Annotated in this window: 18 protein-coding genes; 11 read left to right on the top strand and 7 right to left on the bottom strand. The window is 65.8% G+C overall.

Annotated elements, in window-relative coordinates:
- The first annotated feature begins 66 nt into the window (after positions 1-66).
- A complete protein-coding gene (locus ACVIGB_RS25200; protein ID WP_456720613.1) occupies positions 67-984 on the top strand; it encodes a LysR family transcriptional regulator in 918 nt (305 codons plus the stop codon).
- 129 nt (positions 985-1113) lie between these two features.
- On the opposite strand, the gene ACVIGB_RS25195 is transcribed toward ACVIGB_RS25200, so the two are convergent.
- On the bottom strand, positions 1114-2517 hold the full coding sequence (locus ACVIGB_RS25195) for an MFS transporter (RefSeq protein WP_456720614.1): 1404 nt from the start codon (positions 2515-2517) through the stop codon (positions 1114-1116).
- Positions 2518-2755: 238 nt separating this feature from the next.
- Between ACVIGB_RS25195 and ACVIGB_RS25190 the strand changes: the two genes are divergently transcribed.
- A complete protein-coding gene (locus ACVIGB_RS25190; RefSeq protein ID WP_456657794.1) occupies positions 2756-3064 on the top strand; it encodes a hypothetical protein in 309 nt (102 codons plus the stop codon).
- Positions 3065-3260: 196 nt separating this feature from the next.
- Here the strand turns inward: ACVIGB_RS25190 and ACVIGB_RS25185 are convergent, their stop codons facing one another.
- Positions 3261-3563 (bottom strand): hypothetical protein, encoded by a 303-nt coding sequence (locus ACVIGB_RS25185; RefSeq protein ID WP_456720615.1) that lies wholly within the window; start codon positions 3561-3563, stop codon positions 3261-3263.
- Between the two features lie 50 nt (positions 3564-3613).
- Between ACVIGB_RS25185 and ACVIGB_RS25180 the strand changes: the two genes are divergently transcribed.
- The 9 genes from ACVIGB_RS25180 (at position 3614) to ACVIGB_RS25140 (ending at position 10460) form a co-directional block, all read left to right on the top strand.
- Complete coding sequence (locus ACVIGB_RS25180) at positions 3614-3808, top strand: hypothetical protein (RefSeq protein ID WP_092123727.1); 195 nt, start codon at positions 3614-3616, stop codon at positions 3806-3808.
- A 2-nt stretch (positions 3809-3810) separates the two neighbouring features.
- Complete coding sequence (locus ACVIGB_RS25175) at positions 3811-4566, top strand: metal ABC transporter ATP-binding protein (RefSeq protein WP_456720616.1); 756 nt, start codon at positions 3811-3813, stop codon at positions 4564-4566.
- Between the two features lie 5 nt (positions 4567-4571).
- On the top strand, positions 4572-5441 hold the full coding sequence (locus ACVIGB_RS25170; protein ID WP_092123731.1) for a metal ABC transporter permease: 870 nt from the start codon (positions 4572-4574) through the stop codon (positions 5439-5441).
- 5 nt (positions 5442-5446) lie between these two features.
- A complete protein-coding gene (locus ACVIGB_RS25165; RefSeq protein ID WP_456720617.1) occupies positions 5447-6319 on the top strand; it encodes a metal ABC transporter substrate-binding protein in 873 nt (290 codons plus the stop codon).
- 53 nt (positions 6320-6372) lie between these two features.
- Complete coding sequence (locus ACVIGB_RS25160; RefSeq protein WP_456720618.1) at positions 6373-7410, top strand: CobW family GTP-binding protein; 1038 nt, start codon at positions 6373-6375, stop codon at positions 7408-7410.
- On the top strand, positions 7410-8429 hold the full coding sequence (locus ACVIGB_RS25155) for a WD40 repeat domain-containing protein (protein WP_456720619.1): 1020 nt from the start codon (positions 7410-7412) through the stop codon (positions 8427-8429). Before ACVIGB_RS25160 ends, ACVIGB_RS25155 begins: the two co-directional genes overlap by 1 nt.
- Positions 8430-8473: 44 nt before the next feature.
- A complete protein-coding gene (locus tag ACVIGB_RS25150; protein ID WP_176529087.1) occupies positions 8474-9190 on the top strand; it encodes an MgtC/SapB family protein in 717 nt (238 codons plus the stop codon).
- A gap of 80 nt (positions 9191-9270) precedes the next feature.
- Positions 9271-9600: a hypothetical protein gene (locus tag ACVIGB_RS25145; protein ID WP_456720620.1), complete on the top strand. Its 330-nt coding sequence runs from the start codon at positions 9271-9273 to the stop codon at positions 9598-9600.
- Between the two features lie 119 nt (positions 9601-9719).
- Complete coding sequence (locus ACVIGB_RS25140; protein ID WP_171948001.1) at positions 9720-10460, top strand: acetoacetate decarboxylase; 741 nt, start codon at positions 9720-9722, stop codon at positions 10458-10460.
- 209 nt (positions 10461-10669) lie between these two features.
- Here ACVIGB_RS25140 and ACVIGB_RS25135 read toward each other — a convergent pair whose 3' ends face one another.
- The 5 genes from ACVIGB_RS25135 to ACVIGB_RS25115 all read right to left on the bottom strand — a co-directional run bounded on the left by ACVIGB_RS25135 (position 10670) and on the right by ACVIGB_RS25115 (position 14702).
- Complete coding sequence (locus ACVIGB_RS25135; protein ID WP_456720621.1) at positions 10670-12112, bottom strand: homospermidine synthase; 1443 nt, start codon at positions 12110-12112, stop codon at positions 10670-10672.
- A gap of 40 nt (positions 12113-12152) precedes the next feature.
- Positions 12153-12542, bottom strand: coding sequence for a RidA family protein (locus tag ACVIGB_RS25130; protein WP_092123747.1), 390 nt, complete (start codon positions 12540-12542; stop codon positions 12153-12155).
- A 104-nt stretch (positions 12543-12646) separates the two neighbouring features.
- A complete protein-coding gene (locus ACVIGB_RS25125) occupies positions 12647-12814 on the bottom strand; it encodes a hypothetical protein (protein WP_456720622.1) in 168 nt (55 codons plus the stop codon).
- Between the two features lie 10 nt (positions 12815-12824).
- Positions 12825-13430 carry a GNAT family N-acetyltransferase gene (locus ACVIGB_RS25120; RefSeq protein WP_456720623.1) on the bottom strand — a complete coding sequence of 202 codons (606 nt, stop codon included), beginning with the start codon at positions 13428-13430 and terminating at the stop codon, positions 12825-12827.
- A gap of 129 nt (positions 13431-13559) precedes the next feature.
- Positions 13560-14702, bottom strand: coding sequence for a type III PLP-dependent enzyme (locus tag ACVIGB_RS25115; RefSeq protein WP_092123751.1), 1143 nt, complete (start codon positions 14700-14702; stop codon positions 13560-13562).
- Between the last annotated feature and the right edge of the window lie 171 nt (positions 14703-14873).

Below are 14873 nucleotides of genomic sequence, written 5' to 3'. Positions count from 1 at the left end.
GTCATCGGGCGTGCGTTCGCGCGACCCGGTGGCTCGCAATGACGCCGGCTAGCATTGGAGTACGTCTTGGAACTGCACCAGCTTCGCTGCTTCGTGGCCGCTGCCGAGGAACTGCATTTCGGCCGTGCCGCGCAGCGCCTGCAGATGATGCCGTCGGCGCTGGGCCGCCACATCAAGCTGCTGGAGGAGGATCTCGGGTTGCGGCTGTTCGCGCGCACCACGCGCGCGGTGTCGTTGACCGAGGACGGCTCTGTGCTGCTGCGCGAGGGACGCGCGCTGCTCGCCCGCGCCGAGGCAATCGAGAACGGCTTTCGCCGCCGGCTGCGCAAACCGCAGGCGCGGCGCTTCCGGATCGGGGCGATCGACAGCGCCGCGGCCGGCCTGCTGCCGCCGCTGCTGCGCGACCTCCGTGCCGCCCATCCGGAGGTTGCCGTGCAGCTGCTCGAGGAGAAGACCATCCGGCTGCTGCCGAAGCTGTTGTCGGGCGCGCTCGATCTTGCCTTCGTGCGCCCGCCGGAGCGGCCAGACCGGCGCATCGAATTTTTTCCGCTGCTGCAGGAGACCGCCGTGGTGGCGCTGTCGCACAAGCACGCGCTGGCGCGGCGCAAGCAGATCGTGCTGCCCGACATCGCCGATCAGCCCTTGATCGTGCCGGAACGCCGCTCGCGGCCGCACAGCCACGATCTCACGACAAAACTGTTCGACGAGGCCGGACTGACGCCGCGCATCCAGGAGATCGCCGACGAGAAGCAGACCATCGTCAACATGGTCGCAGCACGGCTCGGCGTTGCGATCGTGCCGCGCTGGACCGCGCGGATGGCGATCCCGGGCGTGCGTTTCGTTCCCTTAAGGCTCAAGCGCGGCAGCAGCACCGGCCGCCTGCCGCTCGCCGCCGCCTGGCTGAAAGGCTCCCGCGATCCGGTCCGCGACCAGGTGATCGCGGTGCTGGAGGCGAGATTGAAGAACTACGCGCGCGAGGCGTGAACATCTCTCCCTTCTCATTCCGGGGCGTGCGAAGCGCGAGCCCGGAATCCATCGGGCCGCATCATTTGTGGCGAAATGGATTCCGGGCTCAGCCCTTCGGGCTACCCCGGAATGACGAAAGACGGTGCCCTACCGCTGCTCCGTCCGGCTGACCGACGCTCCGCTCTCCGCTGCAGGAAACAGGACCGCCGCGGTAACCGCGCCGGCGATGGCCCCGAACGCTGCGAGGATGAACGGGGCCGCGAATGCCGGCGCCGTATCCGTTGTCCCGAGCGTCGCCCCCAGCGCGGCAATGCTGATGGCAAAGCCGGCCTGCCGGACGATCATGGTCATGGCGGAGGTCATACCGGCCTGCGCGGACGGAGCCAGCGCCAGGGCGACGCTTCCCAATTGCGGGTTGGCCAGCGCAGCGCCAATGCCGATCGTCAGCATGCCGGCGACCGTTGCGACGCCGCGCATCGCAGCGTCAGCGGACAGCGCCGCCACCACGAGCAACACATCTCCTGATGCGATGATGCCAAGCGCCACCATGAAGAACAGCCGCCAGCCCCATCGGGTGACGAAGCGACCGCCCAGCAAGGGCACCAGCAGCATCGGCAGCGTCGCCGCCAACAGTGCCACCCCCGCCACTTCCATGCTCACATGCAGGCCGGCGCTCAGGAACAGCGGCAGATAGACCAGGACCGCCCAGTAACCAAACTGGATGGATGTCAGCGATGTACCGACCCCGATCATCGGCGCCGTCGCGAACACGCGCGGGTCGAGCACCGGATGCGGACTGCGCCACTGCTGCCAGGCGAATGCGAAGGCTGCCGTCGCGCTCGCGATCAGGCCAGCCGCTCTCACGACCAGTGCGGCGTCGTGCCTTAACAGCGCGTCGATTGCGAGACCCAGCGACAACGTCAGCAGCACGATACCCGGAGGATCGAGCGGACGTCCGTCCGGCTCATGCGTCTCGGCAACGACCCGCGGCACTGCGAGGGCTAGCGTGAGGCAAACCGGGACGTTGGCATAAAAGATCCAGCGCCAGCCGAACCACGCGGCGAGCAGGCCACCCAGCGTGGGGCCCAACGCCATGGCAACGCCCGAGATCGTCCCGATGGTGCCGAAGGCCCGCGCCCGCTGACTCTGATGCGGGAATGCCCCGGCGACCAGTGCAATGGCGCCTGTGCTCAGGAAGGCCGCGCCGACACCTTGCAGCACGCGTGCGGCGAGCAGCAACGGACCGCTCGTCGCCGCGCCGCAGGCAATCGACGCGAGCAGAAACACGACGTTCCCGGCCAGCATTGCGCGCCGCCGCCCGAAGCGATCCGCCAGCGCGCCTGATGCCAATAGCGCGCCGGTGAGGGCGAGGCTGTAGGCGTCGATGACCCAGGCGGAGCCAGCAACGGCGAACCTGAGATCCCCGGCAATGCCCGGCATGGCGACCACGACCGCGGTCACATCGAACAGGATCAGGAATGCGCCAAGGCCAAGAACGAACGTGATCAGGGCCGATCGCTCTTGAGCGCCGTCAGATGAACGATCATGCATGCCGCGCTGCCTCCCAATCCCCGCCCGGGCCTGCACCCGCGCAAGGTGGCGTACGCCCGTCCTGCTGACAGCATGGTGTCAGCAGGGCCGGCTGCCTGAACCTGTTTGCGATCGGGGCGCACCAACTTGCAAAGCAAGTGTCATATGAGCCTGCTAGCGATTTCGTCGCGGCCGCCAGTGCGCTTCCCGCGCCGGAAGTCGCCCGACGCTTCGCCGGCATTCTTTGACAGGAGGGATCATGCTCCGCATCGCCACGTGTCTGACGCTCTTGATTTCCCTTCATGCGGCCGAGGCGCAAGACAGGGCGCCGGGCGGTTCATCGCAGCCCTATTTCGGGGGCTCCACAGCGCCGCCGACCGATCTGCCATCCGGGATCGGCAATTATTGCATCTACGAAAACCTCATCTTCTCGATTGGCTCGCCCATGTGCATTGGCAAGACGAGCTACGTATGTGCTCCCGCGATAAACGAAGCGGAGCTCAGTCAGCGGGCGTATTGGTCAGCAAGACCAGCTGACCCAAAACTGACCGCGCCGGTGTGCCAGTAGACTGGCTCCTGTCTCTCCCTTGAATCGAGAGCCATCCTCATCGTCTTCCCGGCGAAGGCCGGGACCCATTACCCCAACTGTCAATTGTTGCGCGACACTGGGGCCGCGAGCCCGTTCATCACTGAATGCGGTGGTTATGGGTCCTGGCTTTCGCCAGGACGACGCTGGAGAGAACTGCGCGCGAGCCCGCGTCCGCCTAACCCGCATAGACGAGGCTGTAGACATACGACTTCGTCCCCTTCCGGCTCACCCAGTCGCCTTCCGGCGGGTGATCGCCCTGGGCGCCCGGCAGCACGCTCCAGGGGCGGCCGGTGCAAGATTGGCTCGCCGGATCCCAAGCCACCCAGCCCCAGTCCGGCCGGTGCTCGATCCAAAGGTCCTCATCCTGGCGCTGGTAGCCGGCGGTTCCATCGGGGCGGGTTTTGCGGACAAAGCTGTAGACGAGGGCGTCACTCTGCCGGCGCAGCTCGAATCTCTCCCGATTTTGCGGATCGGCCATGAGTTCCTCGTTTGTAGACTCGCGTTATGTTATAATATAACAGTCTCGCCATGGCGCATACGCAGACCCAAGACCACCAGCATCACGGCCACGGCCATCCCCACGGGCACAGCCACGGCCCGCACGCGCATCCGGCCCAGGCGGCGCCATGGTCGATCCTGCGCATGCCCGTGCCCGCCCGGCTGGCCGCGGCGCTCGCGGTCTCTGCCTGCCTGTGGGGCGTCGTCTGGCTGGCGATGAGGTGACCATGAGCGCGCTTGTCACCTTCCGCGACGTCACGCTCGGCTATGACCGCCACCCGGCCGTGCATCATCTCAACGGCGCGGTCGAGGCGGGCGCGCTGCTCGCCGTGATCGGTCCGAACGGTGCCGGCAAGTCGACGCTGCTGCGCGGCATCGCCGGCGTGCTGAAGCCGCTGTCGGGCGTGATCGATCTCGACGGGCTCGACCACCGCGACATCGCCTATCTGCCGCAATCCGCCGACATCGACCGTACGTTTCCGATCTCGGTGTTCGATTTCGTCGGCACCGGGCTGTGGCGCTCGACCGGCTTCTTCGGCGGCATCGGCCAGGCCGCGCGCGACAAGATCCGGGCGGCCCTCGCGGCCGTCGGCCTCAACGGCTTCGAGAACCGCCCGATCGGCACGCTGTCCGGCGGCCAGATGCAGCGCATGCTGTTTGCGCGCGTGCTGTTGCAGGATGCCCGCCTGATCGTGCTCGACGAGCCGTTCAACGCCATCGATGCCAAGACCACCGCCGATCTCTTGGCGCTGGTGAAGCGCTGGAACGCCGAGGGGCGCACGGTGCTGGCGGCGCTGCACGACCTCGACATGGTGCGCAACAATTTCCCGGAAACGCTGCTCTTGGCGCGCGGCCCGGTCGAATGGGGCCCGACCGCGGAGACATTGACGCCGGACAATCTGACGGTCGCGATGCGAATGTGCGAGGCGTTCGACGACAGTGCCGCGGCCTGCGCCGCCGATCCGCGCTCACGGGCCGCCTGACGCCAATGCTGACTGACGCGCTGATCACGCCCTTCACCGAGTTCGAATTCATGCGCCGCGCGCTCGCGGCGGTGATCGCGCTGTCGCTCGGCGGTGCGCCGATCGGCGTATTCCTGATGCTGCGGCGGATGAGCCTGGTCGGCGACGCCATGGCGCATGCGATCCTGCCGGGCGCTGCGATCGGCTTCCTGCTGTCCGGGCTCAATCTGTTCGCGATGACGACCGGCGGCCTGATCGCGGGCTTCGCGGTGGCGCTGCTCGCGGGCCTCGTTGCCCGCACCACCGAGCTGAAGGAGGATGCTTCGCTCGCGACCTTCTACCTGGTCTCGCTCGCGCTCGGCGTCACCATCGTGTCCATCAAGGGTACCAATATCGACCTGCTGCACGTGCTGTTCGGCAACATCCTGGCGATGGACGACCAGACCCTGCTGGTGATCGCGTTCAACGCCACCATCACGCTGCTGGTGCTCGCAGTGATCTATCGCCCGCTGGTGATCGAATGCGTCGATCCGGTGTTCCTGCGCACCGTGAGCCGGGCCGGCGCGCCGGCGCATCTCGCTTTCCTCGCGCTGGTCGTGGTCAATCTGGTCAACGGATTCCATGCGCTCGGCACGCTGCTCGGGGTCGGGCTGATGATCCTGCCCGCCGGCATCGCGCGCTTCTGGTCGCGCGACATCACCACCATGATCTGCATCGCGGTCGCGAGCGCGATCGTTTCGGGTTATGCCGGGCTGGTGCTGTCGTACCAGACCCGGATTCCCTCCGGCCCCGCGATCATCCTGGTTGCGGCGGGGCTCTATATTGTGTCGCTGCTGTTCGGCAATGTCAGCGGCCTGGTTCGGCAGCTGTTCCCCGGCCGCCATCTCGAGGCGTGAGGACGATGCGGCGGTTGATTGGTCTGATCGGTCTGTTGCTGCTGCTGGCGAGCGGCGCGGCGCGCGCTGAGGAGCGCATCAATGTCGTTGCGAGTTTCTCGATCCTCGCCGACATGGTGCGCAATGTCGGCGGCAACAGCGTCGACGTGGTGGCGCTGGTCGGGCCCGACGGCGACGCACACGTTTACGCGCCGACGCCGGCGGACGCCAAGAAGGTCGCCGACGCCAGGCTGCTGGTCATCAACGGCCTCGGCTTCGAGGGCTGGCTGCCGCGGCTGCTGCAGGCCTCCGGCAGCAAGGCGCCGGTCGCGGTGGCAACCAAGGGGATCATGCCGCGCAAGATGGGCGGCCATGACGATCCGCATGCCTGGCAATCGGTGGCCAATGCGAAGATCTACGTCGTCAATATTCGCGACGGGCTGATTGCCGCAGCCCCTGACCATGCCGGCGTCTTCAAGGCCAATGCCGACGCCTATCTGGCGAGGCTGGAGGCGCTCGACCGCGAGGTGCACGAGGCGGTGGCGAAAATACCGGACGCGCGGCGCAAGGTGATCTCGACCCACGACGCCTTCGGCTATTTCGCCGACGCCTACGGAATTACGTTTTTCTCGCCGCTCAGCGTCTCGACCGATTCCGAGCCCAGCGCACGCGATATCGCCGCCATCATCGCCCAGATCAAGGTCGCGAAAATTCCGGCAGTTTTTCTCGAAAATATCAGCGATCCGCGCCTGATCGAGCGGATCGCGGCCGAGACCGGCGCCAGGGTCGGCGGGACCCTGTATTCGGACAGTTTGACGGGCGAAAAGGGCCAAGCACCCACTTACATTGATATGGTCAGGCACAATATAAAGGCCCTGACCAGCGCGCTCGCCAACTAGGGCAGGGGCCCCCTTGCCGGGATTGAGCGCGGCCCAAGTTCCTCGGAGTTGTTATGGCTGAAGCTTCGCAAAAAATTCCAGTGACCGTGCTGACGGGCTATCTCGGCGCCGGCAAGACCACGCTGTTGAACCGCATCCTGTCGGAAAACCACGGCAAGAAATACGCCGTCATCGTCAACGAATTCGGCGAGATCGGCATCGACAACGACCTCATCATCGGCGCCGATGAGGAAGTCTTCGAGATGAACAATGGCTGCGTCTGCTGCACGGTGCGCGGCGACCTCGTCCGCATCATGGATGGGTTGATGAAGCGCAAGGGCAAGTTCGACGCCATCATCGTCGAGACCACGGGCCTTGCCGATCCGGCGCCGGTCGCGCAGACCTTCTTCGTCGACGAGGACGTGCAGAAGAACGCCCGGCTCGACGCCGTCGTGACTGTCGCCGACGCCAAATGGCTGAGCGATCGCCTCAAGGACGCGCCGGAAGCCAAGAACCAGATCGCGTTCGCCGACGTCATCGTGCTGAACAAGACCGACCTGGTCTCGAAGGCTGAGCTCGCCGAGGTCGAAGCCCGCATCCGCGGCATCAATCCGTACGCAAAACTGCATCGCACCGAGCGTTGCCAGGTCGGGATCGCCGACGTGCTGGAGCGCGGCGCGTTCGACCTCGACCGCATCCTGGAGATCGAGCCCGATTTCCTCGAGGCCGGCGACGGTCACGATCATCACCACGGTCATGACCATGATCACCATCACCACGATCACGGCCATGGGCTGAAGCACTATCACGACGAGGACATGCAATCGCTGTCGCTGCGTTCGGAGAAGCCGCTCGATCCGACCAAGTTCATGCCCTGGCTGCAGAACCTCGTCGCCACCGAGGGGCAGAAGATCCTGCGCTCGAAGGGTATCCTCGCCTTCACCGGCGATGACGACCGCTACGTGTTCCAGGGTGTCCACATGATGCTGGAGGGCGACCACCAGCGGAAGTGGAAGGACGGCGAGAAGCGCGAAAGCCGCGTCGTGTTCATCGGTCGCGAATTGCCCGAGCAGGCGATCCGCGACGGCTTCGAGCAGTGCATCACCACGTGATGAAAGAGTTCGACCCGGGCGAGGCCCCATCTTCCATCGTTTCGATCACCGACCGCGTCAAGCCGCTTCCGCTCGGCGCGGCGGTCGGTTCGGTGCACTTCCTCGGCGACCGCGCGTTCTTCGTCGGCGCCGAGGAGAGCGTCGCGATCGCGACCGCCGACGGCGAGATCACGCGGACAGAGACGCATTTCGGCGCCATCCTGTGCGCGGCCTCCGACGGCAAGCGGCTTGTCACCGGCGGTGACGACGGCAAGCTGATCGCAATCGACGCCAAGGGCGAGACCTCGACCATTGCGACCGACGCCAAGCGGCGCTGGATCGACAACGTCGCGCTGCACAGCGACGGCACGGTGGCGTGGTCGGCGGGCAAGACCGCGTTCGTGCGCAATCCCAAGGGCGAAGAGAAAACCTTCGAAGTGCCGTCGACCGTCGGCGGACTGGCGTTCGCGCCGAAGGGCCTGCGGCTTGCGATCGCGCATTACAACGGCGTGACCTTGTGGTTTCCCAACATGGCGGCCAATCCGGAATTCCTGGAATGGGCCGGCTCGCACCTCGCGGTCTCTTTCAGCCCGGACAACAAGTTTCTTGTCACGGCGATGCACGAGGCCGCGATGCATGGCTGGCGGCTTGCCGACAACCGGCACATGCGGATGAGCGGCTATCCCGGCCGCGTGCGCTCGATGTCGTGGAGCGCCGGCGGCAAGGGGCTCGCGACTTCGGGCGCCGATACCGTGATCGTCTGGCCGTTCACCAGCAAGGACGGCCCGATGGGCAAGGAGCCGGCGATGCTGGCGCCGATGCCGGCGCGGGTCGCGGTGGTCGCCTGCCATCCGAAGAACGACATCATGGCGGTCGGCTATGCCGACGGTACCGTGCTGATGGTCCGGCTCGAGGACGGCGCCGAGATCCTGGTGCGCCGGAACGCCGGTACCGCGGTGTCGGCGCTGGGGTGGAATGCCAAGGGCACGCTGCTCGCCTACGGCACGGAAGATGGTGACGCGGGCATCCTGGAAATGTAAGAGATCGCTGCATCGTTCTCGGGCGAGGAAGAATCGGCAGCGTTATGCGATTTCTCACCACATTCCAGCTCGCCGACTTCATCGACACGCTGGTCAGCCTGACGTCAGCTTTTGTGCTCGGTACCCTGATCGGCGCCGAGCGGCAGTACCGGCAGCGCACCGCGGGGCTGCGCACCAATGTGCTGGTCGCGGTCGGCGCGGCCGCCTTCGTCGACCTCGCGATGCATCTGGCCGGCGCCGACGGCGCGGTGCGGGTGATCGCCTATGTGGTGTCGGGGATCGGCTTCCTCGGCGCCGGCGTCATCATGAAGCAGGGCATGGACGTGCGCGGCCTCAACACCGCGGCGACGCTGTGGGCCTCGGCCGCGGTTGGCTCCTGCGCCGGCGCCGACCTGGTGGCGCAGGCGGCGGCGTTGACGGTGTTCGTGATCGCCGGCAACACGCTGCTGCGCCCGCTGGTCAACGCCATCAACCGCATCCCGCTGAACGAGAAGGCCTCGGAGGCGACCTACTACTTCAAGCTCGCGGTGACTCCGGAGGCATTGCCCGACATGCGCGACCGCCTGGTCGAGAAGCTCGAGGCCGCGAACTATCCGGTCGCCGATGTCAACGTGGTCGAGGCCGGCGACGACTTCCTGGAGATCGTGGCGACGTTGGTCTCGACCGCGGTCGACCCTAACGAGCTGAATGCCGTGGTGGTCGACCTGCAGCATCAGCCCGGCGTGCGGCACGTGACCTGGGAAATCAGCACCACGGATTGAGGCGAGGTTCCCGCAGGCTCTGCTCAGGAACCATGCGGTGGCCGGATCGTTGACCTTGCTGACAATCGCGGGTGAACGAGATGGCTGCGGATCGGACCAGGCTGCGGAACGACGTGCTGATCGCCTCCGCGCTGGTGGTGGCAGGCGTTGCGATCGCGGTGCTGTCGCTGCACGCGATCAACGCAGCCCCGCGAGAGATGGCGCAGGCGACCCAGCCGCTGCAGGCAACGCCGTCACCCGAGCCGGAGAAGACAGCGCCACCCGCTGAATCAAAACCCGGCGGCGAGCGGCCCACCACGCCGGCGCCGGAGCCGGCGCGTCCCGAGGCTGAGGCGCAGAAGGCCGGCGCCAGGCCGGCGCTGCCGCCGGCGCCTGCCGAGAAGATCGCCCCACCGATCGAGAAGAAATAACTGCGGTCGGCCGACGCATTGTGACGCGCATTTGACTGATGCTGCCGATTATACGGTCTCGCTTCCGCCGCCCGCGCCCGCCATAATCTGTCGTCTTGCAACGACAGATGGGGCCTTTCATGAAGATCGAGGACGTCCGGCGCACCGCCTATTCGATGCCGCTCACCAACCCGTCGTTTCCGCCGGGGCCGTACCGGTTCTTCGACCGCGAATATTTCATCATCACCTACAAGACCGACCCGGAAGCACTCGCGGCCGTGGTGCCGGAGCCGCTCGAGGTTGCCGAGCCTGTCGTGAAGTATGAATTCATCCGCATGCCCGACTCGACCGGCTTCGGCGACTACACCGAGACCGGACAGGTGATCCCGGTCCGCTTCAAGGGTGAGCTCGGGGCCTATACCCACGCGATGTATCTCGACGACGAGGCTCCGATCGCCGGCGGCCGCGAGCTGTGGGGATTTCCGAAGAAGCTGGCGCGGCCCAAGATCGCGGTCGAGAGCGACGTGCTGGTCGGCTCGCTGCATTATGGCTCGGTGCTCTGCGCCTCCGCCACGATGGGCTACAAGTACCACAAGGTCGATCACGACACGGTCTTGAACGCGATGAAGGCGCCGAACTTCATCCTGAAGATCATTCCGCATGTCGACGGCACGCCGCGGATCTGCGAGCTGGTGCGCTTCCATCTCGACGACATCACCTTGAAGGAGGCCTGGACAGGGCCCTCCGCGCTCGGTCTGTTTCCGCACGCGCTGTGCGACGTCGCCCGCCTGCCGGTCCGCGAGGTGGTCTCGGCGCTGCACTACAAGGCGGACCTGACGCTCGGCCTCGGCTCGGTCGCGTTCGACTACATGGCGAAGTGAGCCGCTGTCATTCCGGGGCGCGCCAACGGGTCGCACGAACGCGCGCCCGATGACAGGCTCCGCGCGAGCCCGGAATCCATCGAGCTACCTGCTCCGTTGCGAAATGGATTCCCGGCCTGGCCCTTCGGGCCATCCCGGAATGACGAGAGCCAGCCCATCTCGCCGGCTACTGTGCATGGGGTTGTTTTCGAGATTTGCCGGAAGGCCTCTCAGCGCACCAGGACGTTCTTGAACTGCCAGGGATCGCTGGTGTCGATATCTTCCGGGAACAGTCCCGGACGATCCGTCAGCGGGGTCCAGTCGGTGTAGAAACCCTTCACCGGGCCAAGATACGGCAGCTGGATTTCCAGCAGACGATCGAAGTCCATCTCGTCGGCCTCGACGATGCCCTCGTTCGGGTTCTCCAGCGCCCACACCATGCCGCCGAGCACGGCGGAGGTCACCTGCAGGCCGGTCGCGTTCTGGTAGGGCGCCAGCTTGCGGGTCTCTTCGATGGAGAGCTGCGAGCCGTACCAGTAGGCATTGTTGTCGTGGCCGAACAGCAGCACGCCGAGTTCGTCGATGCCGTCGACAATTTCGTTCTCATCGAGGATGTGGTGCTTCTCCTGCATCTTCGCTGCGCGGCCGAACATTTCGTGCAGCGACAGCACGGCATCGTCGGCCGGATGATAGGCATAGTGGCAGGTCGGCCGATAGATCGCCTTGCCCGAGGCGTCATGCACCGTGAAGTAGTCGGCGATCGAGATCGACTCGTTGTGGGTGACGAGGAAGCCATACTGCGCGCCGCGGGTCGGGCACCAGGTGCGCACGCGCGTATTGGCGCCGGGCTGCATCAGATAGATGGCCGCGCCGCAGCCGGCTTCGTGGGTATGCGCATTCTCGGGCATCCATTTTTCATGGGTGCCCCAACCGAGTTCGGACGGCTGCACGCCTTCCGACAGGAAACCTTCCACCGACCAGGTGTTGACGAAGACATCCGGCTCCTTCGGCGACTTGGAGCGCTGGGTGTCGCGTTCGGCGATATGGATGCCCTTGATGCCGGCCTGCCGCATCAAGTCAGCCCATTCGGCCTTGGTCTTCGGCCTCGGGGCATTGAGCTTCAGATCGGCGGCGACGTTGAGCAGCGCCTGCTTGACGAAAAACGAGACCATGCCGGGATTGGCGCCACAGCAGGAGACGGCCGTGGTCGACCCCGCGGGACGCGCCTTCTTGGCGGCCAGCGTCACTTCGCGCAGCGCGTAGTTGGAGCGCGCTTCCGGGCCCTTCGACGAATCGAAATAGAAGCCGAGCCAGGGCTCGTTGACGGTGTCGATGTAGAGAGCGCCAAGCTCGTGGCAGAGCTCCATGATGTCGGTCGAGCCGGTATCGACCGAGAGATTGACGCAAAAGCCCTGGCCGCCGCCTTCAGTGAGCAGCGGGGTCAGCAAGTCGCGGTAGTTGTCCTTGGTTACGGCCTGCTGGATGAATTTGACATTCTGCTTCTCGCAATGGGCCTTGCGGCCCTCATCCTTGGGATCGATCACGGTGACGCGCGACTTGTCGTAATCGAGATGCCGCTCGATCATCGGCAACGTGCCTTTGCCGATCGAGCCGAAGCCGATCATGACAATGGGGCCGGTGATTTTCGCGTAGATCTGCGAGGAGGGGCTCATCATTTTCTCCAGGAGAGTGCCAAGCGGCGGGTAGAGTGGATCAGGGGTTGCGTCGCTTTGCGGTAACTTCGATCTCGACCTTCATCTCGGGCTTGTAGAGCCCCGCGACGATCAGCATCGTTGCGGCCGGGCGGATGTCGCCGAGAACCTCGCCGCAGACCGCGAAATGGGCATCCACGTCACTGATGTCAGTGAGGTAGTAGGTCGCGCGGACGATGTCGGCCATCGCAAAGCCGCCCTCTTTCAGGGCAGCCTCGATGGTCTTGAAGCAGTTCCGTGACTGGCGCGTGACATCATCAGGCATGGTCATGGTGGTGTAGTCGTAGCCGGTGGTTCCGGCGACGAAGGCGAAGTCGCCGTCGATCACGGCACGGCTGTAGCCCGCGGTCTTCTCGAACGGCGAGCCGGTGGAAATCAGGCGACGGGACATGTCGGACCTCGACGGAAGAAGGTTCTGCGCGGGGTTTACGGGCATTTTTGGCGCCCGCGCAACCCCCAGATTCTGACCTGGGATTCTGGACCTTGCGGCCGGCGCTAGTGGGACTGCTGCGTGGTATCCGGCGGCGACGGCGGCGTGCCGGTCCAGCACCGGATCAGGATGTCCCGGACGATCATAACCGAGATCAGGACCAGCATGACCGTGGTGACGAGGCCGCGCCAACGCGGGCGCGCGCCATCGATTGCGGGAAGGTTCTCTGCCATGGCGCCTGCCTTACGCCGCGTGCGGCACGGCGAGCGGTGCCTTCCGGTTGCGGGTTGCCTTGCTCTTGGGCAGCGGTGCGCCGGTCGGCGTGATCATGCCCCAGGCGCCGTCCAGCGCGCCCTCGACGAGCTCGAGGCCGAGCAGCCGGTCGCGCTCGAATGCGCCGGGCAGCGACAATTCGCCGGTCCCGGCGGCGGTGAAGCCGTAGCGGGCGTAATAGGGCGCATCGCCAAGCAGGATCACCGCGCCGTGGCCACGGGCCTTCGCCACGGCCAGCGCGCGCTGCATCAGCGCGGCGCCGACGCCGAGGCCGCGGCAGTCGTCATCGACTGCCAGCGGCCCCAGCATCAGCGCGCTGCGGCCCCCCGCGCTGACGTGCCACAACCGCACGGTTCCAACCAACCGGCCGTCCTGGCGCACGGCCGCAAGGCTCAGGCCTTGGGCGGGCGCGCGTCCGTCGCGCAGGCGCTGGCAAGTGCGGGCATGGCGGTTCTCGCCAAAGCAGGCATCCAGCAGCGCTTCGCGCGCGACGACGTCCGAGGCACGCTCCGCGCGGATCGCGAACGGGGCGGCTTTTCGGATGAGGGCAACGGGGGTGTTCCGTTTTGCAGTCATGGCACGTCAGTCCCCGCTTGCAACGGCATGTCGCACGCCGCGCAAGCGTCGTTCAGAAAAATCAAAAATGATCGGGAAGGAGCCGGCGGGGCCGGCTACCGGTTTATCAGGCCTCGAAAAGGAGGCGGCCTAGATGTGGTAGGTCTTCAGCGGCGGAATGCCGTTGAACGCCACCGACGAGTAGGTCGACGTATAGGCGCCGGTGCCTTCGATCAGCAGCTTGTCGCCGATCTCGAGCGTTACCGGGAGCGGATACGGCAGCTTCTCGTACAGCACGTCGGCAGAGTCGCAAGTCGGGCCCGCGAGCACGCACGGCGTCATGTCCGCGCCGTCATGCGGCGTGCGGATGGCGTAGCGGATCGACTCGTCCATCGTCTCGGCGAGACCGCCGAACTTGCCGATGTCGAGATAGACCCAGCGCACCTCGTCCTCGTCGCTCTTCTTCGAGATCAGAACGACTTCGGTCTCGATGATGCCCGCATTGCCGACCATGCCGCGGCCCGGCTCGATGATCGTCTCCGGGATCTGGTTGCCGAAATGCTTGCGCAGCGCGCGGAAGATCGACCGGCCATACTGCAGGACCGGCGGAACGTCCTTGAGATACTTGGTCGGGAAGCCACCGCCCATGTTGACCATGGTGAGGTTGATGCCGCGCTCGGCGCAGTCACGGAACACGGTCGAGGCCATCGCGAGCGCGCGGTCCCACGCCTTCACCTTGCGCTGCTGCGAGCCGACATGGAACGAGATGCCGCACGGCTCCAGACCAAGGCGCTTGGCGAGGTCGAGCACGTCGACCGCCATCTCCGGATCGCAGCCAAACTTGCGCGACAGCGGCCACTCGGCGCCGGCGCAATCATAGAGGATGCGGCAGAACACCTTCGCGCCGGGAGCGGCGCGGGAGATCTTCTCGACCTCGGCGGCGCAGTCGACGGCGAACAGGCGAATGCCGAGCGCGAAGGCACGCGCGATGTCGCGCTCCTTCTTGATCGTGTTGCCATAGGAGATGCGGTCCGGCGTCGCACCGGCGGCCAGCGCCATCTCGATTTCCGCAACGGTCGCGGTGTCGAAGCAGGAGCCGAGCGAGGCGAGCAGCGCCAGCACTTCGGGCGCCGGGTTGGCCTTCACCGCGTAGAACACGCGGCTGTCCGGCAGCACCTTCGCGAAGGTCTGGTAATTGTCGCGCACGACCTCGAGGTCGACGACGAGGCACGGCTCGGTGTCGAGACCATCCTGGCGGCGGTTGCGCAGGAATTCCTGAATACGTTCAGTCATGGCACTCTCCAACGGCCCCAGCGACGGGATCCGCATCAACGTGACGTCGGATAAGAGTGCTCTGGCTGCATTGCGCGATGGAGGCGCAACGAAAGCCAAAAGACTCAAACCAGACTGTGCTGCCGTGGATTGGTTGGGAGAGTTTCCCGCCCGCACACCTGGCAATGAAGG

It is taken from the genome of Bradyrhizobium sp. USDA 4341 (assembly GCF_054063755.1).
This window is presented reverse-complemented; position numbering and strand designations above follow the sequence as displayed.

Bases quoted from the DNA above. Each gene is read 5' to 3' on its own strand.
- ACVIGB_RS25190 (WP_456657794.1), top strand. From the start codon at position 2,756: ATGCTCCGCATCGCCACGTGTCTGACGCTCTTGATTTCCCTTCATGCG.
- ACVIGB_RS25130 (WP_092123747.1), bottom strand. From the start codon at position 12,542: ATGTCCCGTCGCCTGATTTCCACCGGCTCGCCGTTCGAGAAGACCGCG.
- ACVIGB_RS25155 (WP_456720619.1), top strand. From the start codon at position 7,410: ATGAAAGAGTTCGACCCGGGCGAGGCCCCATCTTCCATCGTTTCGATC.
- ACVIGB_RS25160 (WP_456720618.1), top strand. From the start codon at position 6,373: ATGGCTGAAGCTTCGCAAAAAATTCCAGTGACCGTGCTGACGGGCTAT.
- ACVIGB_RS25135 (WP_456720621.1), bottom strand. From the start codon at position 12,112: ATGAGCCCCTCCTCGCAGATCTACGCGAAAATCACCGGCCCCATTGTC.
- ACVIGB_RS25120 (WP_456720623.1), bottom strand. From the start codon at position 13,430: ATGACTGCAAAACGGAACACCCCCGTTGCCCTCATCCGAAAAGCCGCC.
- ACVIGB_RS25185 (WP_456720615.1), bottom strand. From the start codon at position 3,563: ATGGCCGATCCGCAAAATCGGGAGAGATTCGAGCTGCGCCGGCAGAGT.
- ACVIGB_RS25115 (WP_092123751.1), bottom strand. From the start codon at position 14,702: ATGACTGAACGTATTCAGGAATTCCTGCGCAACCGCCGCCAGGATGGT.
- ACVIGB_RS25175 (WP_456720616.1), top strand. From the start codon at position 3,811: ATGAGCGCGCTTGTCACCTTCCGCGACGTCACGCTCGGCTATGACCGC.
- ACVIGB_RS25195 (WP_456720614.1), bottom strand. From the start codon at position 2,517: ATGCATGATCGTTCATCTGACGGCGCTCAAGAGCGATCGGCCCTGATC.
- ACVIGB_RS25140 (WP_171948001.1), top strand. From the start codon at position 9,720: ATGAAGATCGAGGACGTCCGGCGCACCGCCTATTCGATGCCGCTCACC.
- ACVIGB_RS25125 (WP_456720622.1), bottom strand. From the start codon at position 12,814: ATGGCAGAGAACCTTCCCGCAATCGATGGCGCGCGCCCGCGTTGGCGC.
- ACVIGB_RS25170 (WP_092123731.1), top strand. From the start codon at position 4,572: ATGCTGACTGACGCGCTGATCACGCCCTTCACCGAGTTCGAATTCATG.
- ACVIGB_RS25165 (WP_456720617.1), top strand. From the start codon at position 5,447: ATGCGGCGGTTGATTGGTCTGATCGGTCTGTTGCTGCTGCTGGCGAGC.
- ACVIGB_RS25145 (WP_456720620.1), top strand. From the start codon at position 9,271: ATGGCTGCGGATCGGACCAGGCTGCGGAACGACGTGCTGATCGCCTCC.
- ACVIGB_RS25180 (WP_092123727.1), top strand. From the start codon at position 3,614: ATGGCGCATACGCAGACCCAAGACCACCAGCATCACGGCCACGGCCAT.
- ACVIGB_RS25150 (WP_176529087.1), top strand. From the start codon at position 8,474: ATGCGATTTCTCACCACATTCCAGCTCGCCGACTTCATCGACACGCTG.